Source organism: Vibrio sp. EJY3 (genome assembly GCF_000241385.1).
In the GTDB taxonomy this organism is placed as follows: Bacteria; Pseudomonadota; Gammaproteobacteria; order Enterobacterales; family Vibrionaceae; genus Vibrio; species Vibrio natriegens.
This window is the reverse complement of record NC_016613.1, coordinates 2,899,935-2,924,602: the sequence shown is the minus strand read 5'-3', so window position 1 is coordinate 2,924,602 and position 24,668 is coordinate 2,899,935. Positions and strand designations below refer to the sequence as shown.

The window sequence follows — 24,668 nt, the reverse complement described above, 5'->3', positions numbered from 1 at the left end:
TGACTTTTCATGGGTTCTTTATCTAGATGAACTAAATATCAATAACTTAGCTTTCACTTGCTTCGGATGGCAAGTGGCCTGCTCCTAATATAAGCGAACCTCATTTTGACTGATTTTGCTGCGCGACTGGAAAAAGTTGCATCAAACCCGGAAGTATTTAAGCAGTTTGGACGCGGTGTTGAGCGTGAAACGTTACGCTATCGTCAGGATGGACAGCTAGCAACAACACCTCATCCAGAGGGATTGGGCTCAGCGTTCACAAACCAGTGGATTACCACGGACTTTTCAGAGTCGCTACTGGAATTCATTACCCCGGTTTCTCATGATGTTCCGGAGCTAATGGCACAACTCAAAGATATTCATCACTTTACTCAAACTAAAATGGGTGAAGAAAAAATGTGGCCGCTTTCGATGCCATGTTATGTCGCCAGTGAAGATAATATTAATCTGGCACAGTACGGATCGTCTAACGCAGCTCGAATGAAAACGCTCTACCGAGAGGGTTTGAAACGCCGTTATGGCAGCTTAATGCAGATCATTTCGGGTGTTCACTTCAACTTCTCGTTCCCAGAATCGTTTTGGGATGCCCTATATGGTGAGCAGGATGAAGAGGCTCGTCAGGAAACCAAATCCGATGCCTATTTTGCCCTCATTCGTAACTACTATCGTTTTGGTTGGATGATTCCCTACTTCTTTGGTGCTTCGCCTGCGTTGTGTGGTTCGTTTATTCAAGGCCGAGAAACAAGCTTACCGTTCGAGAGCTTGGGTGGAACGTTATTCTTACCGAAATCAACGTCTTTGCGTCTGAGTGACCTTGGTTATACGAATAATGCACAGAGTTCGCTAAAGATTGGCTTCAATAGTATTGACCAGTATCTGGAAGGTTTAAGTGATGCTATTCGTCGTCCGTCAGAAGAGTTCGCAAAAATTGGTGTGAAAGTTGATGGCGAGTACCGTCAGCTCAACTCGAATGTGTTGCAAATAGAAAACGAATTGTACGCGCCAATTCGCCCTAAACGCGTGGCTAAAAGTGGTGAGAAACCATCAGAAGCGTTAAAGCGTGCGGGTGTTGAATATATTGAAGTTCGTTCATTGGACGTGAACCCGTTCAGCCCAGTAGGTATAACGGAAGAGCAAGTTCGCTTCCTCGACCTGTTCCTGACTTGGGCAGCATTGTCAGACTCAGAACCAATGGATAACTGTGAACTGGAGTGTTGGCGTGATAACTGGAACAAGGTCATTGTATCGGGCCGTGAAAAAGGCTTGATGCTTCAGATCGGTTGCCAAGGTGAGCGCTTACCTCTACAAGAGTGGGCTCACCGTGTGTTTGCAGATCTGCGCCAAATTGCTGTGATGATGGATGAAGTGAACGGTGATAATGCTTACCAAGAGGTTTGCGATAAGTTAACTGGCTGGATTGATGAACCTGAATTGACGACTTCTGGTCAATTGCTGGAACTGACCAAGGAGTTGGGCGGCTTAGGTAAAGTAGGTTGTTCACTTGGTATGAAGCATCGTGAAGATAACCTGAATCACGGCTACCAACATTACTCACAAGACGTGATGGAACAGGAAGCGTTAGCATCGGTTGAAAAGCAAAAGCAAGCAGAGCTAAGTGACACGATGTCTTTTGATGACTTCCTGGAAGACTATTTTTCTTATTTAAAACAATAACAGAGTAGTAAGGATTGGGTGGGATTGAATATTAAGCCTCTGGTTGTATCGGTGTTAGGTAGTGTGTTGCTCGCCGGATGTGCGACGGCACCACCACAGCAGCAAGATAATCTATGTGAGATATTCCGCGAAAAATCTGGCTGGTATGATGATGCGAAAGATATGGAAGAAGAGTGGGGTACTCCGATCCATGTCGCAATGGCGATTATCAAGCAAGAGAGCGGATACCGACACGACGCAAAACCACCCAAAGATTATGTGCTGGGCTTTATCCCTTGGGGAAGAGTCAGTAGCGCATATGGCTACGCTCAGGCGCAAGATCCCGCCTGGGACGATTTTCAGGATTCGACCGGGCAAGGTGGCTCGCGTACTAACTTTGATGACGCTATGATGTTTGTCGGTTGGTATACCCACGAAACCCGTCGCCAGCTTGGTATCTCTTTATGGGACCCATATAACCAGTATCTTGCCTATCATGAAGGGAGAGGTGGTTATCAGCGCGGAACCTATAAAAGGAAACCTAGCTTAGTTAAAGTCGCGAGACGTGTAGAACAAACCGCGAAGAATTATGGCTGGCAGCTGAAACAATGTCGTCAGGAACTGGAAGACAACAGCAGCTGGTTCTTTTAACCCTAATAGGGATAACAGAAATCAAACCAATACCGTAAGGTGTTGAGATTACAATCAGGAGAGATGTAATGCCTTTACTCGATAGTTTTACTGTGGATCACACTCGTATGAATGCACCTGCTGTGCGAGTCGCGAAAACCATGCAAACCCCGAAAGGGGACACCATTACTGTCTTCGATTTACGCTTTACTGCACCAAACAAAGATATCCTTTCAGAGAAAGGCATCCATACACTAGAGCACCTTTACGCCGGCTTTATGCGTAGCCATCTAAACGGTGACAGCGTTGAGATCATTGATATTTCGCCAATGGGATGTCGTACTGGCTTCTACATGAGCCTGATCGGTACGCCTTCAGAGCAACAAGTCGCGGATGCTTGGATTGCATCAATGGAAGATGTACTGAAAGTCGAAAGTCAGAACAAAATCCCTGAGCTGAATGAATACCAATGTGGCACTGCGGCAATGCACTCACTGGATGAAGCAAAGCAAATTGCGAAAAACATTCTGGATGCGGGTGTGTCAGTGAATAAAAATGATGAGCTAGCTCTGCCTGAGTCGATGTTAAAAGAATTGCGTATCGACTAAGACCTGAGTTGTCTTATCAAATGATTTAACGAAAAGAGCCTGACAATGTCAGGCTCTTTTTATGTGTCTGTAAACAGATTACTTTTAGTTACTGCCTTTCTTCCGTTTAGGGTAGACGCGAACTAACTTAATTCGGTTCTCTTCAATCTCGACAATTTCCATCGGATGTCCGGAGACTTGCACGCTCAGGTGACTTTCGGGAATGTCTTCTAAGTGCTCTAAGATCAAGCCGTTTAGTGTACGAGGGCCATCAGTCGGCAGATGCCATTTCAGACCTTTATTGATGTCACGAATATTGGTGCTGCCTTCAATCAAGAAGCTGCCATCCCCTTGCGGGCTGATTTCATCAGATAAGCTTGGTGAGATCGAAGTGGTAAACTCACCGATGATCTCTTCCAGGATATCTTCAAGCGTTACCAAGCCAATAATGTCACCATACTCATCAACGATAAGGCCAATGCGCTGTTTATTGCGCTGGAACTTCAACATCTGCACGTTCAGAGGCGTACCTTCGGGAATGTAGTACACTTCGTCAGCCGCACGCAGCAATGTCTCTTTGGTGAACTCGTTCTTTTCAAGCATCAGGCGGTAAGCCTCACGCAAACGCAGCATGCCGACCACTTCATCGATTTGATCGCGGTAAAAAACGATACGGCCATGTGGTGAGTGCGTTAACTGACGAACGATAGACTTCCAGTCGTCGTTGATATCGATACCGGTAATTTCATTACGTGGCACCATAATGTCGTTTACCGTGACGTGCTCAAGATCTAGGATGGACACCAGCATATCTTGGTGGCGACGAGGGATAAGACCGCCGGCTTCATTTACAACCGTGCGCAGCTCTTCTGAACTGAGGTGATCTTCCACAGAGTGATCAGCCTTTACCCCAAGCAGACGAATAAAGCCATTGGTAATGAAGTTTACAAGCAGCACAAGTGGTGAAAGTAACTTCATCAGAATGGTCAACAGAATGCTGCTGGTATAAGACACGCGCTCTGGATACAAAGCGGCAATAGTTTTTGGCGTCACTTCGGCAAACACTAAAACCACCATGGTGAGCGCACCAGTCGCAATCGCCACCCCCATGTCACCGTAGAGGCGCATGCCGATAATAGTCGCAATTGCAGAAGCGAGGATGTTCACAAGGTTATTGCCGATAAGAATAAGACCGATCAGGCGATCCGGACGGTCTAATAATTTTTCGACACGCTTTGCTCCCTTATGCCCATTTTTGGCTAAGTGTTTCAAGCGATAACGGTTCAGTGACATCATCCCTGTTTCTGAACCGGAAAAGTAACCTGATATGACGATAAGACACGCGAGTAGCGCAAATAAGATACCCGTAGATATGTCGTCCAAAACGTTGCTGTTCCTTGTAAGTATTGGGTTATTTTTAAAAGCTATGTATAACTGTTAAGTCATAGATTTACGGTACTGTATTTGATTTAACTTTGAATATAAAGGGCTTGTGGACGCCTTAATTCAAAATGATCTCTTTTACAAAGCGGCTGCCGAAGTAAGCCAGAGTGAGTAATGTGGCTCCCGCAACGGCAAACCAAGTCACTTTTCTTCCGCGCCAACCTTTTTGATAATGGCCCCACAGCAATACTGAATAGACCACCCAAGCAATGAAAGAAAGAATGGCTTTATGCGCTTTTCCTTCCGCGAACATATCTTGAACAAACACGTAGCCAGTAATAAGCGTAGCCGTCAGAAGCAAATTACCAATCAAAATAATTTTAAACAACTGACGTTCAACCATGAGTAATGGCGGTAAATTAGGGTTGATTGCCAGAGACTTTTTGGTTTTCAGTTTGTGGTCCAGCCAAGCGAGTTGCAGCGCATACAACGCACCAATACTCAGAGTGGCATAAGAAAACAGAGCAAAAGAAATATGAATGAGTAGCTTAGGATCGTTTTCTAAATGCTTGATGAAGGTGCTTGGTAAAAAAGCCGCGGCAGATAAGTTGATGGCAGCAAAGCTATAGACAACAGGCAACAGAAACCAAAGCCGGTTCTTTAGCATCGCAACGCTCATCACCAGAGAGATGATGAAACTGATAAGAGAGGCGACATTAAGAATACTAAAGTTCTGACCAGAACCATCGAGGATCAGATCACTCAATAACCACGCATGGAAAACAAGCGCACAGGCAGCGCTGGCAAATACGGTTTTTGCTTTGATGACTGACTGCTGTGAAAGTCCGGGTATGATCGTCGCAATCGCTAATACGTAAAGTATGGCGGCCGCGATGGCAATTACGCTATCCATGAATCCTAAATGTTGTTGTGCACAATAGAGAAATTATACCTTGCATTACTCTTTGCGGCTACGCTCTATGCGACAACAATCGCGATAGATGAGATATTGAAATTAATAAGTTACCCCTCCATATAGAAATAGAGACAATAATAGAGCAGCGGTACGGGTATGACTCAGACCTTGGCTAAGGTATACTCACACTAATTAATCGCCATTTTAGCGAAGAGACAAAGATGTTTGAGAATTTAACGGATCGATTATCCAAAACGCTGAAAAATATCAGTGGCAAAGGTCGTCTGACAGAAGACAACATTAAAGAAACCCTACGTGAAGTGCGAATGGCACTCTTGGAAGCGGACGTTGCGCTTCCTGTTGTTCGTGAATTTGTAAACCGCGTTAAAGAAAAAGCGGTTGGTGTAGAAGTTTCGAAATCTCTGACTCCGGGTCAAGAGTTTATTAAGATCGTTCAAGGCGAACTTGAAGCTGTAATGGGTGAGTCTAACGAAGCTCTGAACCTAGCCGCTCAGCCGCCAGCAGTACTTTTGATGGCAGGTCTACAAGGTGCGGGTAAAACCACATCGGTAGGTAAGCTATCCAAGCTGTTAAAAGAGCGTGATAAGAAGAAAGTACTGGTTGTGTCTGCTGACGTTTACCGTCCTGCGGCGATCAAACAACTAGAAACACTGGCATCAGACATTGGTGTTGATTTCTTCCCGTCCTCACCAGACCAAAAGCCTATTGATATTGCGAACGCAGCAATCGACCACGCGAAGAAGAAATTCTACGACGTTCTGATTGTCGATACCGCTGGTCGTTTGGCGATTGATGAACAGATGATGGGTGAGATTAAAGATCTTCACTCTGCGATTAACCCTGTCGAGACACTGTTTGTTGTTGATGCAATGACAGGTCAGGATGCGGCGAATACCGCTAAAGCCTTTGGGGATGCACTGCCACTTACGGGTGTGATTCTAACCAAAGTTGATGGTGACGCTCGTGGCGGTGCGGCGCTATCGGTTCGTCATATCACGGGTAAACCAATCAAATTCCTAGGTGTTGGTGAGAAAACTGACGCACTAGAACCCTTCCACCCAGACCGCGTAGCATCACGTATTCTTGGCATGGGTGACGTACTGTCTTTGATTGAAGACCTGCAACGTAACGTTGACCAAGAAAAAGCAGAAAAACTGGCGAAAAAGTTCAAAGAGAAGAAAGGCTTCGACTTAGAAGACTTCCGAGAACAGCTAGGCCAAATGCAAAACATGGGCGGCATGATGGGCATGATGGATAAACTTCCAGGCATGTCTCAGCTACCTGACAATGTCAAAGATAAAGTCGATGACAAGATGTTTAAGCAAATGGAAGCGATCATCAGCTCTATGACGATGAAAGAGCGTCAACGCCCAGAAATCATCAAGGGTTCGCGTAAGAAGCGTATTGCTGCAGGTTCCGGTGTGCAGGTTCAGGACGTAAACCGTCTGCTAAAACAGTTCACCCAGATGCAGAAAATGATGAAGAAGATGCAAAAAGGCGGCATGAAAGGCATGATGCGCAACATGCAAGGCATGATGGGTGGCATGGGCGGAGGTGGTGGTTTCAACCCATTTGGTCGATAATCACTCGCTCACACTATAGTTTCAGGGTGTTAGCTACATCACAAACTTTAATTTCAATTTATGTTGGTGAAAAAGTAACTAAATCCCTTGCATTGCTCCGGCATAAGAGTAAAATTCCGGAGCTTTATTTTGGCACGAGCCCCAAATTGTTCATTTATTGAATGGTTCTTGGGGTTAATTTTATTTTTGAGAAAGCAAAGAGGACGACATGGTAACCATTCGTTTGGCACGTCACGGCGCTAAGAAGCGTCCATTTTATCAAATCGTAGTAGCGGACAGCCGCAACGCTGCAACTGGCCGTTTCATCGAGAAAGTTGGTTTCTTTAACCCAACTGCTAAAGGTCAAGAAGAAGGTCTACGTCTAGACCTAGACCGCGTTAACCACTGGGTTGGTCAAGGCGCGTCTGTATCTGACCGCGTTGCTAAGCTAGTTAAAGACGCTCAAAAAGCGGCTTAATTTTTTACTGTTAGAAGTAGAAACTAGTTTATGTCGATGAAAGGTAAAGAAACAATGAGCAACGAAAAGATTGTTGTAGGCAAGTTTGGTGCTACTTACGGCATTCGAGGTTGGCTTAAGGTTTTTTCCTACACAGACAATGCTGAAAGCATTTTCGATTACAGTCCTTGGTACATTAACCAAAAGGGCACATGGGTTGAGTACAAAGTAGAAAGCTGGAAGCGCCATAACAAAGGTATGGTGGCTAAGCTGGAAGGCATGGATGTTCGTGAAGACGCGCATTTAATGACGAACTTTGAAATTGCTATTGACCCTGCGGTACTACCTGAATTGTCAGAAGATGAGTTCTACTGGCGTGAATTGTTTGGGATGCAAGTAGTAACCACTAAAGGTTACGATCTAGGTGTCGTTACTGACATGCTAGAAACTGGCTCAAACGATGTTCTGGTTGTTAAAGCAAATCTTAAAGATGCTTTCGGGCAAAAGGAACGATTAATCCCGTTCCTTGAAGAGCAAGTGATCATTAAAGTTGATCGCGAAGCTCAACGGATCGAAGTTGACTGGGATCCTGGATTCTAATCTCCAAAATTACAGAGCGAGATAAACATGTGGGTTGGCGTTATTAGCCTTTTTCCTGAAATGTTCCGTTCTGTTACTGATTTTGGAGTAACAGGTCAAGCGGTTAAAAAAGGTCTTTTGTCGATTGAGACTTGGAATCCTCGAGATTTCACTCACGACAAACATCGAACTGTCGATGACCGACCTTACGGTGGTGGCCCTGGTATGTTAATGATGGTTCAGCCTTTGCGCGATGCCATTCATACCGCTAAGCAAGCCTCACCGGGTAAGACGAAAGTCATTTACCTCTCTCCTCAAGGTCGCAAACTCGACCAGCAAGGGGTTGAAGAACTGGCAACAAATGAGAATTTACTTCTTATTTGTGGCCGTTATGAAGGGGTAGATGAGCGCATCATTCAATCCGAAGTCGACGAAGAATGGTCGATTGGGGATTTTGTGATGACGGGTGGCGAGATACCAGCCATGACGTTAATTGATTCAGTTTCTCGGTTTATACCGGGAGTGCTGGGTGATTTCTCGTCAGCAGAAGAAGATTCTTTTGCTAATGGTTTGCTAGATTGCCCTCACTATACGCGTCCTGAAGTATTGGATGGCAAAGAAGTACCAGCGGTACTGATGTCAGGTAATCACAAGGACATTCGTCAATGGCGACTCAAGCAGTCGCTGGGCCGAACTTGGCTAAGAAGACCAGAGCTCCTGGAAAACCTAGCTCTGACTGACGAACAGGAACAATTACTTGCCGAGTTTGTTAATGAGCATAAAGCCGTTAACGAACAGAATGCAAAGTAACCTAATTTATTTAGTATCAGTTTATTCTAGGAATTTTAAAATGAGTAACATCATCAAAGCTCTTGAAGAAGAGCAAATGAAATCAGACCTACCTAAATTTGCACCAGGTGACACTGTTGTTGTTCAAGTTAAGGTAAAAGAAGGTGACCGTGAGCGTCTACAGGCTTTCGAAGGCGTTGTAATCGCAATCCGTAACCGTGGTCTACACTCTGCTTTCACTGTACGTAAGATCTCTAACGGTGAAGGTGTTGAGCGTACGTTCCAAACACACTCTCCAATCGTTGATAGCATCGAAGTTAAACGCCGTGGTGCAGTACGTCGTGCCAAGTTGTACTACCTACGTGAGCGTTCTGGTAAGTCTGCTCGTATCAAAGAGAAACTTGCTAAGAAGTAATGCTATAACTAGCGTTCTCATTAAACGGAGTCCTTTTGGGCTCCGTTTTTTTATTTCTGGGTTTAAGCTGGTTGTATTTCACTATAGCTGTGTCGGCGGTACTCATTTACTGGCGTAAACTCCGTTCCTTCTCCTTGCTATAGTAAAATACACCTTCGCTTAATCCTCTGAAACTAAGCCGAATTGCAGATAGAAAGGCGGTAAACCAGTAGAGAAAGAGAACTGCTTTTCGACAGGCAATAAAAAAGTTGACGCTCTCACGCCAACTTCCTCAATCTTTAGAACCTAGAACCTAGAACCTAGAACCTAGAACCTAGAACCTAGAACCTAGAACCTAGAACCTAGAACCTAGAACCTAGAACCTAGAACCTAGAACCTAGTATTGATCTTCTGACCAACCGTCACTGTCTGACATGTCTGGCGCGCCAGCGATGGCATTCTCTTCGTCTGCCCATTCACCAAAATCAATCATCTGGCATTTTTTGCTACAAAATGGTCGGTGAGGGCTTTGCTCTCCCCATTCTACGTCGGCTCCACATTGAGGGCATTGAACGATAGTAATTTTAGACATGGGTTGGTTCTCTGAATTAACAATGTTTCTCGAATAGAGAGGAATAATGAAATAGTAGTTGAGTGAGATTCGGCTAGCTACATACCGCTAATTCAAACTCGACATCTTGAGTGCAAGCTTGACCACTTTCAAACGACATAAACTTAATCGCAAAGCGGTTTTTATGACCTGAAATCATTGGGTAAACGCCGTGCTCCATAGGGATATGAAGTCTCAGAATATTCGCTTCATCAGCATCGCTCTGGAAGAAGCCCGCACGGCCGATTTGAGCTTTAAATTGCCCGGTTTCTCGGGTTAACTTTAGCCATAAGTTCAACGCATCCGAAAGCGGCTTCAAGCTATCCAGCCATTTTTGTGCATCCTGCTTTTTACGATCAAGTGGTAAATGCAGCCAGTAGTGCAAAGCTGGTAAATCAAAACAACAAGAGCCACCAGGCAGATTAAATCGTTGTCTGATCGAGCTTAAGAATCGATCATCTTTAAGTGCCTGACCAAACCTTTCAGCTCGCATTAATTGTTTGTGCACAACATCGATATCATTAAGTAAGGATGTAAGTGCCTCTTGATCGACACCTTCTACATGGAGCCAGTGTCGATAACTCAAACGCTGTTTTTCAAGATCTTTGGCCAGTTCACTTTTCAGTTGTAGTTGCTCGAAAATCTCAACCATATCAAACAACGCACGGAAAAATAGCTGGTACTGATGATTTTCAGCAAAGCCAGAAGCCAAGTGAGCCTGACGCAGCAGAGACTCTACTCTTAGATAAATACGAGTTTTCTCATTTAACGGATGTTCAAATTTGTGCGTGGTCATCGACATAAGCCTTGGTGAGTTTCATTCTAATTTTGCAGATTTTTCTTACACATGGCTAGGTACTTTTCATGCAAATCTGTGATTTGAAGCAAAAGATCTTGGTCATCCGGGTTATTTTTAACCACATCGTCTGCCATATCGAGCCTTTGCTGTCTTGATGCCTGAGATACAAGTATCGCACGGGCTTGTTCTTCGCTGACATTATCACGTTTCATCGTACGAGATATTTGCGTTTCAGGATCGACATCCACCACCAGAACACGGTCACACAAGCTTTCTAGTTGGTTCTCTACCAGTAGCGGCACAACCAAAAGCGCATAATCAGAGGTGACTTGCTGTAAGTCTTCTACCATTTTTTCGCGAATGATCGGGTGCAATAGCTTATTAAGCCAGTCTTTTTCATCTGGGTTCGAAAAAATTTTCTCTCTTAACTTCGCCCGATCGAGCATTTGATCGTCACGAACAATATCGCTACCAAAGTGCTCAATAATTGCTGTCAGTCCCGGTGTTCCGGGTTCGACGACTTCTCTTGCAACAATATCTGCATCAACGATGTCGATTTTAAATTGCTGCTTGAACAGATTCGCCACGGTGGTTTTACCGCTAGCGATACCGCCTGTTAAGCCAATAACCAAAGCCATTTACGCTCCTAGAATTGATGTGAAATACCAATTTAGAATTTGATCACCCCAGAGTAAACTTACCCATCCGGCAATCGCTAAGTAAGGACCGAAAGGGAAGGCCTTTTCGATCCCTTTCTTCTGCAATCGTAGCTGAATTATTCCAAATATGACGCCTACGATGGAAGAAAGCAAAATGATCATTGGTAAAGCTTGCCAACCCAGCCATGCGCCAAGCGCTGCGAGTAGCTTAAAGTCGCCATAGCCCATGCCTTCCTTGCCAGTAAGCAACTTAAAGCCCCAATAAACAGACCAGAGACATAAATAGCCAGCGATTGCACCAATCACGGCATCTTGCAGACTAACAGGACTAACTTCGAACAATGCTAGAGCAATGCCAGCCCAAGTTAATGGCAATGTTAATTGATCGGGCAGCAGCATGGTATCGAGATCGATAAATGTCGCTGTGATCAGAATGAAAGTAAAGAATATTAGCGCAATAGTGAAATAGCTGAATCCAAAATGAAACGCAACGTAGCCGGAGCAGGCTGCCGTCAGTATTTCTACAATTGGGTATCTGGCGCTGATCGGGGCGCTACAGTTGTGGCATTTACCTTTTAGAAGTAGCCAACTGATCACTGGGATGTTATCGCGAATGCGAATCGGAGTACCGCACTGTTGGCAAGAGGAGCGGGGTACGCTTAATGTGAGTACTTCTTTAGGTGATTCAATATTGTATTCAGGAAAAGACTCAGCACATTCACGGCGCCATTCCAGCTCCATGATTTTTGGAAGTCGATAGATAACGACATTGAGAAAACTTCCCACGATCAAACCAAAAACCACGGCGAATACAACGAATAACCATGGGTAGTACTGAAATACTTCCATATTTGTCTCTTGAGCGGTGCATCAAACGGCAAGGTGCTGTTTTAATGATTAATTTACAGCCTCCATTTTAGCCTAATACACTCATTAAGTTAAAGATTGGCAGGTACATTGCTGTCACTAATCCACCAACGACCACACCAAGAAAAACAATAATCAGCGGTTCAAGAATCTTACTTAGGTTATCGACGGTATTATCTACTTCGAATTCATAGATCGTAGCAACTTTATTGAGCATATCGTCAAGCCGCCCGGACTCCTCTCCTATCATCACCATTTGTAGCACTAATTCAGGGAAAACATCGCAGTTACGCATCGCGACATACATTGGCATACCAGCGGCTGTATCACGATAGACCTCTTCTACTGCCAGCTGATAGTGCAGATTTCCTGACGTTTTGGAGGTGGTTTTTAAACTGGTCAGAATAGGAATACCAGCACTGAAGCTGGTGGCCAGGGTTCGGCTAAATTTAGCAATCGCAGCCTTGGACAACACAGCGCCAAGAACGGGAATTCTCAATATGGCTCGATCCATCATCAAGCGAAAAGAATCAGAACGTTTGACCAGTATTCTTGCTGATATAATTAGGCTAAGTGCCCCAAGAGCGATAAATGAACCCCAATTTTGCATCCACGCAGACAAGTCTAGTACTTGTCTGGTGAACCAAGGTAACTCAGCCCCAAACCCAGAAAACATTTTTTCAAACTCGGGGATAACTTGAGTGAGCATGAGATAGGACACTCCGAGCGCAACCAACATAACCATGGCTGGGTAGATCAGGGCCTTGATGACTTTTGCTCTGAGTTCCTCACTTTTTTCACGATAAGTGGCCAGTCGTTCAAACACTTCTGCCAGATTGCCTGACAGTTCTCCGGTTGCGATGAGGTCAGTATAAAGTGCGTCAAAATGTGTGCTGGCCGTGCGCATTGCTTTCGACATCGGTGTACCCGCTTCAACCGCTCGAGTTACGCTCATTAAAATAGACTTCATCTCGGCTTTTTTATGGTTATTGGAAACCAATTTTAAAGCCTGAACGAGTGGGACACCAGTGACCAGCATAGTCGAAATTTGACGAGTAAAAACGGTGATGTCTTTGCCTTTTACCCGATGACTCAGTTTGGTTATAAAAGAAATACTACTTTTTTTCAGTTTTTTGATTTTTATGTGCTGAGCGCTGAGTCGTTCGCGTACTTCCACTTCGCTCATGGCCAGCGTTTGCCCAGAAGTTTTTTTTCCTGAGCTATTAATGCCTTTCCAGCGGAAGTTCTTTAGTTGTGGGGTCGTCGTTTTCATAGGCTAAATGGCTGCTAGTTCAAAGTGAATTTAAAAGTAGAGCACGCGCTGCAGTTCGCTAAAGCTTGTGACGCCTTGCTTAAGCTTTTCAATACCTGACATTTGTAGTGTGCTCATCCCGTTACGGATGGCGAGTTTTTCCAGTTGATGTACCGAGGCTCCTTTAATCAGTGCTTCGGATAGATTTTCATCGAAACGCATCACCTCATAGATGCCAGTTCGTCCCGAATAGCCGTGTGTACAGTGGTTGCAGCCATTTGGGTTGGCTTGATAAATCTGGTCAGTTGCGTTAATGCCAATATGTTGTAATGCGGCGGTAACCTCTTGAGGTTGTTTACAGTGCGGGCAAAGTTTACGGGCTAAGCGCTGGGCAATAATAAGGCTGAGCGACGAGGCGAGGTTGTAGCTTTCAACGCCCATATTCGTTAGGCGGATAACGGTTTCAGCGGCTGAATTTGTGTGGAGTGTCGACAAGACTAAGTGTCCGGTTTGTGAGGCCTTAATCGCGATTTCTGCTGTGTCCAAATCGCGGATTTCTCCCACCATGACCACATCAGGGTCTTGACGCAGGAAAGAGCGCAGTGCCTCCGCGAAACCAAAGCCTATCTTGGGTTGAACCTGAACCTGATTAATTCCGGAGAGGTTAATTTCGACCGGGTCTTCAGCCGTAGAAATATTTATCTCTGGTTTATTGAGTATGCTCAGCCCTGTGTACAACGAGACGGTTTTGCCGCTGCCGGTTGGGCCGGTCATTAAAATCATGCCTTGTGGACGACGCAGAGCATCTAAGTACAGCTGCTTTTGCTGGTCACTGTAGCCTAGTTTATCTATATCCAGAGAAGCTGAACTGCTGTCGAGCAGTCGTAATACGATTTTTTCTCCGAATAGAGTGGGTAAGGTGGACACTCGCATATCAATCGCAGTGTCTTGATTAAGCTTTAACTTGATTCGACCGTCTTGCGGCATGCGCCTTTCAGCAATATCAAGCTTGGACAGAATTTTGATTCGCGCTGATAAGCGTCGACTTAAATGGTTTGGCGGCTGTTGAGTCTCAATCAGAATACCGTCGCAACGGAGGCGAACTCTATACATTTTTTCATAGGGCTCAAAGTGGATATCGGATGCGCCTTTACGTACCGCATCAAGCAAAATTTGGTTGATATAGCGACTAACCGGTGATTGGTCCTGACTTAAGTCTTCGATGTTATCGATTTCATCAGCACCGACGTCAACCAAATTAGCCAATTCTTCTTGGTTGATCTCTTTTAAGCCCGATTTTTCCTGACCTAACGCACGACCGTACAAACGGCGAATCGCAGCATCAAGCTCCGAAAAATCAGCGATAACTAAGTCGACTTGTAATCCGGTAGCAAAGCGAAAATCATCTTCAGCTTGTTGGTTCGTTGGGTCGGCAATGGCGAGAGTTAACGTCGAAGGCGTTCGCTCCAGTGGCAATGCATGATGACTCGTGATCAGTTCACGCAGCCCCAATTTTTGGCACAGGGCGGTGTAATCATAGTGAGATAAGGATTCGCAGGGTAAACCAAAGATTGAATTAAGGTGAGTCGCGAGTTCGCTAGTCGTGAATATACCAGAATTGACTAACGCTTCCGGCATTGAAATACCAGAAGCGTTGACTTGCTCTATTAACGATTCTTCTTGGTATTGATTTAGTAATCCTGACTGGCGGAGAATCGTTGAGAGGTTGGTATACATTAATTTTTAGGACACCAATCTGCGACGTTAGCTGTCTGGCTGGAGCCATTAGTACAAGTAATTACCCAAGTTACCCCGGCAGTTGTTAGGGTTGGGGAAATTTCAATTGTATCACCTGCGACTAGTTTTCCTTTTGTCTGACCTGTATCTACGCTTGCTTTTATTGTCGGTAAAGCATCGGCGCTACCGCCGTCCGCTTTAACTGTAAAGCTACCTAGATCTTGCTGTGAAGGTACTCCACCATTGCCTGAGTTACAGTTTGAACTTCCATTTATAATACAGATTCCTAACGAAGTTTTCATTGCTGAGGAAGCACTTAGCATTTCGCTCGCATGTGCTTTCATAGTGTAGTTTTGATACGCAGGGACAGCAAATGCTGCCAAAATCCCAATAATCGCCACTACAATCATTAATTCAATCAGCGTAAAGCCTTGCTGTTTTTTCTGTTTATTTGACTTCATTTTCTCTTCCTTCTCATGAGATAGATAATGCTGTTGCATTGGCACAAGATTATGGAGAGTAAGAAGTGGTGAAAACTGGCACGCGGCGGGTGATCGAGTCAGATAGATATCTTTAATGCTTAATTACATTTGATATGCAATGAATTGCGATTGATTTGGCTTTTTACGGATAAAAATAAAGGGCCAAAGCGCCCTTTATTTAATGTTTACTTTATAAGTTGTTGAATTTGTTTATTTAATATGGCTTTCATCAATTGGTTATTTGAAGCGCATCGAAAGATCCATCGCTTTCAGGTGCTTGGTTAGCGCGCCGACAGAGATGTAATCTACGCCAGTTTCCGCGTATTCTGCGATAGTATCTAAGGTGATGTTGCCAGAGTTTTCTAATGCTGCGCGACCTGCGTTGATTTCTACTGCTTCACGCATCATCTCTTTGGTAAAGTTATCCAGCATGATGATATCCGCACCGGCTTCAATCGCTTCTTTTAACTCGTCTAAGCTTTCTGTTTCTACTTCGACTGGTTTGCCAGGGTTCAACTCTTTTGCTGTTGTGATCGCTTGAGTGATGCCGCCGCAGGCAATGATGTGGTTTTCTTTAATGAGGTATGCATCGAATACGCCGATACGATGGTTGAAGCCACCGCCACAAGCGACGGCGTATTTTAGAGCGCTGCGCAGACCCGGAATAGTTTTACGCGTATCTAACAGACGGCACTCGGTGTGCGCGATCTTTTCTGCGTAAACGGACGTTGTGGTCGCACAACCAGAAAGCGTCTGAATAAAGTTCATCGCGTTACGCTCGCCAGTAAGCAGGTCACGAGCCGGGCCTGATAAGGTACAAAGTGTCTGGTTTGGTTCAACCTTGTCACCGTCTTGTACATGCCACTCGATAGTCACTTTACCGCCCAGCTGTTTAAATACTTCATCTGCCCAAGCCTGACCGCAGAACACTCCGTGCTCACGAGTGATGATCGTCGCTGTATTAACGGCATCTGCAGGGATAAGAGATGCGGTGATATCGTTGTTGATATCCACTGTGCCGCCGAGGTCCTCTTTTAAGGTATCGGCGACGGAGCGAGTGATCTCCAGAGGAAGTTGTTGTTTCAGGTATTCCAGGCGTTCTTGGCTGTTGTGTGTGTTCTTCATCGCAAATCTAGTCTTGAAAGGGAGATGGCAACGAATGATACTCTCCGGTGTCAATAATTTCAGCAGTTAATTTGCAAACTATAGAGGTTGATATGCGCCCAATTATCGAGAATGGCTGGTTGACGCAAGCAAAGCATGTTCCGTCGCCTTTTTTTGATGCTCGTTCAGATACAAATGATATCTCTCTGCTTGTAGTTCATAACATCAGTTTGCCGCCTGGCCAGTTTGGCGGTCCTTATATAGAGGACTTTTTCTGCGGGAAATTGGACCCGAAAGTACATCCATTTTTTGAAGTAATTCACAAAATGGGGGTTTCGGCTCATTGCTTAATTAAGAGAAATGGCGAGATTGTACAGTTTGTGTCCTTTCTCGATAGAGCATGGCATGCTGGCCAGTCAAGTTTTGCCGGACGAGCTGGATGCAATGACTATTCGATAGGTGTTGAACTGGAAGGGACTGAGTTTGTCGCATACACAGACGAGCAATATCAGTCACTTGCGGGGTTATCTCAAGCGATCATGTCGCAATACCCTAACATTACCCCCCAACGAATTACTGGCCACCAGTACATCGCCCCACTGAGAAAAAGTGACCCTGGCTTAAGTTTTGACTGGGTCAAGTATCGACGACTAATTTGAAATTAAGTTGTGATAAATATGTAAATTATAAAAGCTAGAATCAATAAGGCATGGTTTCAACCATGCCTTTTTGTATACAAAAAATAATTACTTTTGTTGAAAATTAACTACATTTTTGTGTGTACAGCGAGGGAAGTGGCCGATATTTGCCCTGATCTTTTTGTCATTTTATGCTTTTACTTTCAAAATGCTCAGCACGTCATTTCCCCACTTGTTTTGTTATTGTAATTGGTAAGACCAATTTTATTGCTGTTTTAACCGTCAATTGTTATCAGAGTGTTTTTGCCAGGCCCGTTCTATGATTTAGGTCAATTTTTGGCTGGACAGTGACGTTTTAATTATGTTAATTTCTGCACCAACTTAAAATTGGTATTACCAATTACCTGCAAGAGTAGAAGAATAATAAATTATGGCTTATCAAAGGATTCGTCAGCCAAAGCTCTCTGATGTTATTGAACAAGAGTTAGAAAGGTTGATTGTGGAAGGAACATTGTCTCCGGGGCAGCAGTTGCCACCAGAGCGCGAACTGGCAAAACAGTTTGATGTTTCTCGTCCGTCGATCCGTGAGGCAATTCAACGCCTTGAAGCTAAGCGTCTTCTTACTCGCCGTCAGGGTGGTGGCACTTTTGTTAGTGAGAACATCTGGAAAAGTTTTTCCGATCCTCTGCTAAATTTATTGTCTAGTCACTCTGAAACTCAGCTGGATTTACTGGAAACGCGCCACGCGATGGAAGGTATTGCAGCTTACTTTGCAGCCGTTCGTGGTACCGAAGAAGATTTTGCTCGAATTCAAGCCTGTCTTGAACGAATCAGCCAAGCGCAATCCAATGATGACGTTGCAGCTGAATCGGCGGAAGTAATGCAGTTCTTAATTGCTTTAACGGAAGCGGCTCACAACGTAGTACTACTGCATATTGTGCGCAGCCTGGCACCTTTGCTTGAGCAAAATATTCTACAGAATTTTAAATTATTGCATCGCCGCCCTGAGGCGGTCGAGAAAGTAAGTAAACACCGAGCTAACATCGTGGATGCGATCGTATCTGGTCAGCCAGAAAAGGCGCGTGAGATGTCACATTCACACTTAGCTTATATTGAAGAAACATTGTTGGATTTGACCAGAGAAGAGTCTCGTCGTGAACGCTCTTTACGTCGAATGCAACAGGGCAATGACTCTTAAAGACGATTTGCTTGTTTTATAGATCCAACCAACAGAAGGATAGATCGCCATGTCTGATATGAAGCATGACGTAGATGCACTGGAAACTCAAGAATGGCTACAAGCACTTGAGTCAGTTGTACGTGAAGAAGGCGTAGAGCGTGCTCAGTTCCTACTTGAGCAAGTTCTAGATAAAGCACGTCTAGACGGTGTTGACATGCCAACTGGAATCACCACGAACTACATCAACACGATTCCAGCAGATCAAGAACCAGCTTACCCAGGTGACACAACACTTGAGCGTCGTATTCGTTCCATCATTCGCTGGAACGCAATCATGATCGTTCTACGTGCATCGAAGAAAGACCTAGAACTAGGCGGCCACATGGCGTCTTTCCAGTCTTCTGCTGCATTCTACGAAACATGTTTCAACCATTTCTTCCGTGCTCCAAACGAGAAGGATGGTGGCGACCTAGTTTACTACCAAGGTCACATTTCTCCAGGTATCTACTCTCGTGCATTCGTTGAAGGCCGTCTAACTGAAGAGCAGCTAGACAACTTCCGTCAAGAAGTAGATGGTAAAGGTATCCCGTCATACCCACACCCTAAACTAATGCCTGAATTCTGGCAGTTCCCAACCGTATCTATGGGTCTAGGTCCGATCTCTGCGATCTACCAAGCTCGTTTCCTTAAGTACCTTGAAGGCCGAGGCATGAAAGATACTTCTGAGCAGCGCGTTTACGCGTTCCTAGGTGACGGTGAGATGGATGAGCCAGAATCACGTGGTGCTATCTCTTTCGCTGCGCGTGAGAAGCTAGACAACCTATGTTTCCTAATCAACTGCAACCTTCAGCGTCTAGACGGCCCTGTAATGGGTAACGGTAAGATCATTCAAGAACTTGAAGGTCTGTTCAAAGGTGCTGGCTGGAACGTAGTTAAAGTAATCTGGGGTAACAACTGGGATTCTCTACTAGCTAAAGATACAACTGGTAAGCTTCTACAGCTTATGAACGAAACAATCGATGGCGATTACCAAACGTTCAAAGCGAAAGACGGTGCATACGTACGTGAGCACTTCTTCGGTAAGTACCCAGAAACAGCTGCACTAGTTGCTGACATGACTGATGATGAAATCTTCGCACTTAAACGTGGTGGTCACGAGTCTTCTAAGCTATACGCTGCATACAAAAACGCGGCAGACACTAAAGGCCGTCCAACGGTTATCCTAGCTAAGACTGTTAAAGGTTACGGCATGGGTGAAGCGGCTGAAGGTAAGAACATCGCGCACCAAGTTAAGAAGATGGACATGACTCACGTTCTACACCTACGTGATCGTCTAGGTCTACAAGATCTTCTAACTGACGAAGCAGTGAAAGAGCTTCCGTACCTGAAACTTGAAGAAGGTTCAAAAGAGTACGAATACCTACACGCTCGTCGTAAAGCGCTACACGGTTACACGCCTCAGCGTCTACCGAACTTCACTCAAGAACTGATCGTTCCTGAACTAGAAGAATTCAAGCCTCTACTAGAAGAGCAGAAGCGTGACATCTCTTCTACTATGGCATTCGTACGTTCACTGAACGTTCTGCTTAAGAACAAGAACATTGGTAAGAACATCGTTCCTATCATTGCTGACGAAGCACGTACATTCGGTATGGAAGGTCTATTCCGTCAAATCGGTATTTACAACCCGCACGGCCAGACTTACACACCAGAAGACCGTGGCGTTGTTTCTTACTACAAAGAAGCGACTTCAGGTCAGGTTCTACAAGAAGGTATCAACGAGCTAGGTGCTATGTCTTCATGGGTTGCAGCAGCAACTTCATACTCGACAAACGACCTACCAATGATTCCGTTCTACATCTACTACTCAATGTTCGGCTTCCAACGTGTTGGCGACATGGCGTGGATGGCTGGTGACCAACAAGCACGTGGTTTCCTACTAGGTGCAACTGCTGGTCGTACTACACTGAACGGTGAAGGTCTGCAGCACGAAGATGGTCACTCGCACATCATGGCGGGTACAGTTCCTAACTGTATCTCTTACGATCCGACATTCGCTTACGAAGTAGCGGTAATCATGCAAGACGGTATCCGTCGCATGTACGGTGAGCAAGAGAACGTGTTCTACTACCTAACGCTAATGAACGAGAACTACGCAATGCCAGCAATGCCAGAAGGCGCTGAAGAAGGCATTCGTAAGGGTATCTACAAGCTAGAAACTTACACTGGTTCTAAAGGTAAAGTTCAGCTAATGAGCTCTGGTACTATCATGAACGAAGTACGTAAAGCAGCTCAAATCCTTAGCGATGAGTACGGTGTTGCATCTGACGTTTACTCTGTAACGTCATTCAACGAAGTAACTCGCGACGGTCAAGCGGCAGAGCGTTACAACATGCTACACCCAGAAGCGGAAGCGCAAGTACCATACATCCAAACAGTAATGGGTACTGAGCCAGCTATCGCAGCAACTGACTACATGAAGAACTACGCAGAGCAGGTTCGTGCATTCATCCCTGCTGAATCTTTCAAAGTTCTTGGTACTGATGGCTTCGGTCGCTCAGACAGCCGTGAAAACCTACGTCGTCACTTCGAAGTGAACGCAGGTTACGTAGTAGTAGCAGCGCTAACTGAACTAGCGAAACGTGGCGAAGTTGAGAAATCTGTAATTGCTGAAGCAATTAAGAAATTCGACATCGACACTGAAAAAACAAACCCGCTATACGCTTAATTAAGAAGGTAGATAAGAAATGGCAATCGAAATTAATGTACCAGACATCGGTGCGGATGAGGTTGAAGTTACTGAGATTCTTGTAAGCGTTGGCGACAAGGTTGAAGAAGAGCAGTCTCTGATCACTGTTGAAGGCGATAAAGCTTCTATGGAAGTTCCTGCTTCTCAAGCGGGTATCGTTAAAGAAATCAAAGTTGCAGAAGGCGACAAGGTTTCTACTGGTTCTCTAATCATGATTTTCGAAGCCGAGGGTGCAGCTGAAGCTGCACCTGCTCCTGCGGCGGAAGCAGCTCCAGCAGCAGCTCCAGCTCCAGCAGCAGCGGCAGAACTGAAAGAAGTTCACGTACCAGATATCGGTGGTGACGAAGTTGAAGTTACTGAAATCATGGTAGCAATCGGCGACAGCATCGAAGAAGAGCAATCTTTGATCACTGTAGAAGGCGACAAAGCTTCTATGGAAGTTCCTGCACCATTTGCAGGTACGCTTAAAGAGATCAAAGTAGCAGCAGGCGATAAAGTATCGACTGGCTCTCTAATCATGGTATTCGAAGTAGCAGGTTCAGGTGCTCCAGCAGCAGCTCCTGCGGCAGTAGAAGCACCAGCGGCAGCAGCTCCAGCAGCAGCTCCAGCAGCATCTGCGGCAAAAGAAGTTAACGTTCCAGATATCGGTGGCGACGAAGTAGAAGTTACTGAAATCATGGTTGCAGTTGGCGATACAGTGGAAGAAGAGCAATCTCTAATCACTGTAGAAGGCGACAAAGCTTCTATGGAAGTTCCTGCACCATTCGCTGGTACTGTTAAAGAAATCAAGATTGCAGCTGGCGACAAAGTGTCTACTGGCTCACTAATCATGGTATTCGAAGTGGCGGGCGCAGCTCCAGCTCCTGCAGCGGCTCCAGCTCAAGCGGCAGCACCTGCAGCAGCGGCTCCTAAAGCAGAAGCTCCAGCGGCGGCAGCTCCAGCAGCGACAGGCGATTTCAAAGAGAACGACGAGTACGCTCACGCGTCTCCAGTTGTTCGTCGTCTAGCTCGTGAGTTCGGCGTAAACCTTTCTAAGGTTAAAGGTTCTGGTCGTAAGAGCCGTATCCTGAAAGAAGACGTTCAGAACTACGTGAAAGAAGCGCTTAAGCGTCTTGAGTCTGGTGCTGCAGCATCTGGCAAAGGCGACGGTGCAGCTCTTGGTCTACTACCATGGCCAAAAGTGGACTTCAGCAAGTTCGGTGAGACAGAAGTTCAGCCTCTATCTCGCATTAAGAAGATCTCTGGTGCTAACCTACACCGTAACTGGGTAATGATCCCGCACGTTACACAGTGGGATAACGCAGACATCACGGCTCTTGAAGCATTCCGTAAAGAGCAAAACGCGATTGAAGCGAAGAAAGACACTGGCATGAAGATCACTCCACTAGTGTTCATCATGAAAGCAGTTGCTAAAGCACTTGAAGCGTTCCCTGCGTTCAACTCTTCTCTATCAGAAGACGGTGAGAGCCTAATCCTGAAGAAATACGTGAACGTTGGTATCGCGGTAGATACGCCAAACGGTCTGGTTGTCCCTGTATTTAAAGACGTGAACAAGAAAGGCATCTACGAGCTATCTGAAGAGCTAATGGCTGTTTCTAAGAAAGCTCGTGCTGGTAAGCTAACTGCGGCTGACATGCAAGGTGGCTGTTTCACTATCTCTAGCCTTGGCGGCATCGGCGGTACTGCGTTTACTCCAATCGTGAACGCGCCAGAAGTGGGTATCCTAGGTGTATCTAAGTCAGAGATGAAACCGGTATGGAACGGTAAAGAGTTCGAACCGCGTCTACAACTTCCACTGTCTCTATCATACGACCACCGTGTGATCGATGGTGCGGAAGGTGCGCGTTTCATCACTTACCTAAACTCATGTCTATCTGACATTCGTCGTCTAGTTCTTTAATAGAAGTTAGATGTATGAGAGGCGGCAATTTAGCCGCCTCTGCTAATAATAATTACTGAACAATTTGGTTATCGCCCTTATTCACTATGGGGTTTTCACAATCGAATTGTTGTCTAGCTCACAGGCTAAATTGATTTACTTTTCACGCCATTAACATCTCTGTAAACTGTTAGCGGTCTGAAAGTCACTGTTTAAAAAATCTTACTTAAACAAAAAGAATCAAAAATCACTCAGCCTGTTAGGGATAATGACTACAAGAGGTCAAAATGAGCAAAGAAATTAAAGCCCAAGTTGTTGTACTTGGTTCTGGTCCTGCTGGTTACTCTGCAGCATTCCGTTGTGCGGATTTAGGTCTTGAAACTGTACTAGTTGAACGTTACAGCACTCTTGGCGGTGTGTGTCTGAACGTGGGTTGTATCCCATCTAAAGCACTTCTTCACGTTTCTAAAGTCATTGAAGAAGCAAAAGCAATGGCTGATCACGGCGTTGTATTTGGCGAACCGCAAACTGACATCAACAAAATCCGCATCTGGAAAGAAAAAGTTGTTAACCAACTTACTGGCGGCTTAGGTGGCATGGCTAAGATGCGTAACGTAACTGTTGTTAACGGTTACGGTAAGTTTACTGGTCCTAACTCTATCCTTGTAGAAGGTGAAGGCGAGTCAACTGTTGTTAACTTCGACAACGCAATCGTTGCTGCTGGTTCTCGTCCAATCAAACTGCCATTTATCCCGCATGAAGACCCACGTATTTGGGATTCTACTGACGCTCTTGAACTAAAAGAAGTGCCAGAAAAACTACTTATCATGGGTGGTGGTATCATCGGTCTGGAAATGGGTACGGTTTACCACTCTCTAGGTTCTAAAGTTGAAGTTGTTGAGATGTTTGATCAGGTAATCCCTGCAGCAGACAAAGATATCGTTAAGGTTTACACCAAGCGTATCAAAGACAAGTTCAAGCTAATGCTAGAAACGAAAGTAACAGCAGTTGAAGCGAAAGAAGACGGTATCTACGTTTCAATGGAAGGCAAGAAAGCACCTGCTGAAGCAGAGCGCTATGATGCGGTTCTTGTTGCTATCGGTCGTGTACCAAACGGCAAACTGATCGACGGTGAAAAAGCAGGTCTAGAAATCGACGAGCGCGGCTTCATCAACGTTGATAAGCAAATGCGTACTAACGTTCCTCACATCTTCGCGATCGGTGATATCGTTGGTCAACCAATGCTTGCTCACAAAGGTGTGCATGAAGGTCACGTAGCTGCTGAAGTTATCTCTGGTAAGAAGCACTACTTTGACCCTAAAGTTATCCCTTCAATCGCGTACACTGAGCCAGAAGTGGCTTGGGTTGGTAAGACTGAGAAAGAAGCGAAAGACGAAGGTATCAAGTACGAAGTGGCAACATTCCCATGGGCTGCATCAGGTCGTGCAATCGCATCTGACTGTTCAGACGGTATGACTAAGCTAATCTTCGACAAAGAAACTCACCGCGTAATCGGTGGTGCTATCGTTGGTACTAACGGTGGTGAACTACTTGGCGAAATCGGTCTTGCGATCGAGATGGGTTGTGATGCAGAAGATATCGCTCTGACTATCCACGCTCACCCAACTCTACACGAGTCTGTTGGTCTAGCTGCTGAAGTATTTGAAGGTTCTATCACTGACCTTCCAAACAAAAAAGCAGTTAAGAAGAAGTAAGTTTCTTTACTGATTAAATAATAAAA

At 45.2% G+C, this 24,668-nt stretch carries 23 protein-coding genes; 13 read left to right on the top strand and 10 right to left on the bottom strand.

Translation table 11 applies throughout. From position 1 onward, the window contains the following. Positions 1-105 precede the first annotated feature (105 nt). The 3 genes from gshA to luxS all read left to right on the top strand — a co-directional run bounded on the left by gshA (position 106) and on the right by luxS (position 2,891). Complete coding sequence (gene gshA, locus VEJY3_RS13115) at positions 106-1,674, top strand: glutamate--cysteine ligase (RefSeq protein WP_014232964.1); 1,569 nt, start codon at positions 106-108, stop codon at positions 1,672-1,674. A gap of 24 nt (positions 1,675-1,698) precedes the next feature. Beyond that, complete coding sequence (locus tag VEJY3_RS13110) at positions 1,699-2,304, top strand: hypothetical protein (RefSeq protein WP_014232963.1); 606 nt, start codon at positions 1,699-1,701, stop codon at positions 2,302-2,304. Positions 2,305-2,372: 68 nt separating this feature from the next. Next, positions 2,373-2,891 (top strand): S-ribosylhomocysteine lyase, encoded by a 519-nt coding sequence (gene luxS, locus VEJY3_RS13105; protein ID WP_014232962.1) that lies wholly within the window; start codon positions 2,373-2,375, stop codon positions 2,889-2,891. An 84-nt stretch (positions 2,892-2,975) separates the two neighbouring features. Here the strand turns inward: luxS and VEJY3_RS13100 are convergent, their stop codons facing one another. Together VEJY3_RS13100 and VEJY3_RS13095 are read right to left on the bottom strand one after the other, a co-directional pair. Continuing rightward, positions 2,976-4,253 carry an HlyC/CorC family transporter gene (locus VEJY3_RS13100; RefSeq protein ID WP_014232961.1) on the bottom strand — a complete coding sequence of 426 codons (1,278 nt, stop codon included), beginning with the start codon at positions 4,251-4,253 and terminating at the stop codon, positions 2,976-2,978. Between the two features lie 118 nt (positions 4,254-4,371). After that, on the bottom strand, positions 4,372-5,166 hold the full coding sequence (locus VEJY3_RS13095) for an inner membrane protein YpjD (RefSeq protein ID WP_014232960.1): 795 nt from the start codon (positions 5,164-5,166) through the stop codon (positions 4,372-4,374). 224 nt (positions 5,167-5,390) lie between these two features. Here VEJY3_RS13095 and ffh point away from each other — a divergent pair, with 224 nt between their 5' ends. The 5 genes from ffh (at position 5,391) to rplS (ending at position 8,992) form a co-directional block, all read left to right on the top strand. After that, complete coding sequence (gene ffh / locus VEJY3_RS13090; protein WP_014232959.1) at positions 5,391-6,773, top strand: signal recognition particle protein; 1,383 nt, start codon at positions 5,391-5,393, stop codon at positions 6,771-6,773. Positions 6,774-6,981: 208 nt separating this feature from the next. Further along, a complete protein-coding gene (gene rpsP / locus VEJY3_RS13085; RefSeq protein ID WP_005379962.1) occupies positions 6,982-7,230 on the top strand; it encodes a 30S ribosomal protein S16 in 249 nt (82 codons plus the stop codon). Positions 7,231-7,260: 30 nt separating this feature from the next. After that, the gene (gene rimM / locus VEJY3_RS13080) at positions 7,261-7,809 is read left to right on the top strand and encodes a ribosome maturation factor RimM (protein WP_014232958.1); all 549 of its coding nucleotides are present in this window, start codon (positions 7,261-7,263) and stop codon (positions 7,807-7,809) included. A gap of 27 nt (positions 7,810-7,836) precedes the next feature. Further along, positions 7,837-8,598, top strand: a complete 762-nt coding sequence (gene trmD, locus VEJY3_RS13075; RefSeq protein ID WP_014232957.1) for a tRNA (guanosine(37)-N1)-methyltransferase TrmD — start codon at positions 7,837-7,839, stop codon at positions 8,596-8,598. A gap of 40 nt (positions 8,599-8,638) precedes the next feature. After that, complete coding sequence (gene rplS / locus VEJY3_RS13070; RefSeq protein WP_005379971.1) at positions 8,639-8,992, top strand: 50S ribosomal protein L19; 354 nt, start codon at positions 8,639-8,641, stop codon at positions 8,990-8,992. A gap of 376 nt (positions 8,993-9,368) precedes the next feature. On the opposite strand, the gene yacG is transcribed toward rplS, so the two are convergent. The 8 genes from yacG to nadC form a co-directional block, all read right to left on the bottom strand. Further along, on the bottom strand, positions 9,369-9,563 hold the full coding sequence (gene yacG / locus VEJY3_RS13065) for a DNA gyrase inhibitor YacG (RefSeq protein WP_014232956.1): 195 nt from the start codon (positions 9,561-9,563) through the stop codon (positions 9,369-9,371). Positions 9,564-9,636: 73 nt separating this feature from the next. Beyond that, positions 9,637-10,377, bottom strand: a complete 741-nt coding sequence (gene zapD, locus VEJY3_RS13060; RefSeq protein WP_014232955.1) for a cell division protein ZapD — start codon at positions 10,375-10,377, stop codon at positions 9,637-9,639. 26 nt (positions 10,378-10,403) lie between these two features. Continuing rightward, positions 10,404-11,018 carry a dephospho-CoA kinase gene (coaE, locus tag VEJY3_RS13055; RefSeq protein WP_014232954.1) on the bottom strand — a complete coding sequence of 205 codons (615 nt, stop codon included), beginning with the start codon at positions 11,016-11,018 and terminating at the stop codon, positions 10,404-10,406. Beyond that, complete coding sequence (locus VEJY3_RS13050) at positions 11,019-11,888, bottom strand: A24 family peptidase (protein ID WP_014232953.1); 870 nt, start codon at positions 11,886-11,888, stop codon at positions 11,019-11,021. Between the two features lie 67 nt (positions 11,889-11,955). Further along, positions 11,956-13,179, bottom strand: coding sequence for a type II secretion system F family protein (locus tag VEJY3_RS13045; RefSeq protein ID WP_014232952.1), 1,224 nt, complete (start codon positions 13,177-13,179; stop codon positions 11,956-11,958). A gap of 30 nt (positions 13,180-13,209) precedes the next feature. Beyond that, the gene (pilB, locus tag VEJY3_RS13040) at positions 13,210-14,895 is read right to left on the bottom strand and encodes a type IV-A pilus assembly ATPase PilB (protein WP_014232951.1); all 1,686 of its coding nucleotides are present in this window, start codon (positions 14,893-14,895) and stop codon (positions 13,210-13,212) included. Next, complete coding sequence (locus tag VEJY3_RS13035) at positions 14,895-15,356, bottom strand: prepilin-type N-terminal cleavage/methylation domain-containing protein (RefSeq protein ID WP_014232950.1); 462 nt, start codon at positions 15,354-15,356, stop codon at positions 14,895-14,897. The genes pilB and VEJY3_RS13035 overlap by 1 nt, the downstream gene beginning before the upstream one ends. 258 nt (positions 15,357-15,614) lie before the next feature. Continuing rightward, a complete protein-coding gene (gene nadC, locus VEJY3_RS13030; RefSeq protein ID WP_014232949.1) occupies positions 15,615-16,502 on the bottom strand; it encodes a carboxylating nicotinate-nucleotide diphosphorylase in 888 nt (295 codons plus the stop codon). A gap of 92 nt (positions 16,503-16,594) precedes the next feature. On the opposite strand from nadC, the gene ampD reads away from it, so the two are divergent. The 5 genes from ampD to lpdA all read left to right on the top strand — a co-directional run bounded on the left by ampD (position 16,595) and on the right by lpdA (position 24,642). Beyond that, positions 16,595-17,140, top strand: a complete 546-nt coding sequence (ampD, locus tag VEJY3_RS13025) for a 1,6-anhydro-N-acetylmuramyl-L-alanine amidase AmpD (RefSeq protein WP_014232948.1) — start codon at positions 16,595-16,597, stop codon at positions 17,138-17,140. Between the two features lie 409 nt (positions 17,141-17,549). Further along, on the top strand, positions 17,550-18,317 hold the full coding sequence (pdhR, locus tag VEJY3_RS13020) for a pyruvate dehydrogenase complex transcriptional repressor PdhR (protein WP_014232947.1): 768 nt from the start codon (positions 17,550-17,552) through the stop codon (positions 18,315-18,317). Between the two features lie 49 nt (positions 18,318-18,366). Beyond that, complete coding sequence (gene aceE, locus VEJY3_RS13015; protein WP_014232946.1) at positions 18,367-21,027, top strand: pyruvate dehydrogenase (acetyl-transferring), homodimeric type; 2,661 nt, start codon at positions 18,367-18,369, stop codon at positions 21,025-21,027. Positions 21,028-21,046: 19 nt separating this feature from the next. Next, the gene (gene aceF / locus VEJY3_RS13010) at positions 21,047-22,948 is read left to right on the top strand and encodes a pyruvate dehydrogenase complex dihydrolipoyllysine-residue acetyltransferase (RefSeq protein ID WP_014232945.1); all 1,902 of its coding nucleotides are present in this window, start codon (positions 21,047-21,049) and stop codon (positions 22,946-22,948) included. A gap of 266 nt (positions 22,949-23,214) precedes the next feature. Further along, the gene (gene lpdA / locus VEJY3_RS13005) at positions 23,215-24,642 is read left to right on the top strand and encodes a dihydrolipoyl dehydrogenase (RefSeq protein WP_014232944.1); all 1,428 of its coding nucleotides are present in this window, start codon (positions 23,215-23,217) and stop codon (positions 24,640-24,642) included. The last annotated feature ends 26 nt before the right edge of the window (positions 24,643-24,668 follow it).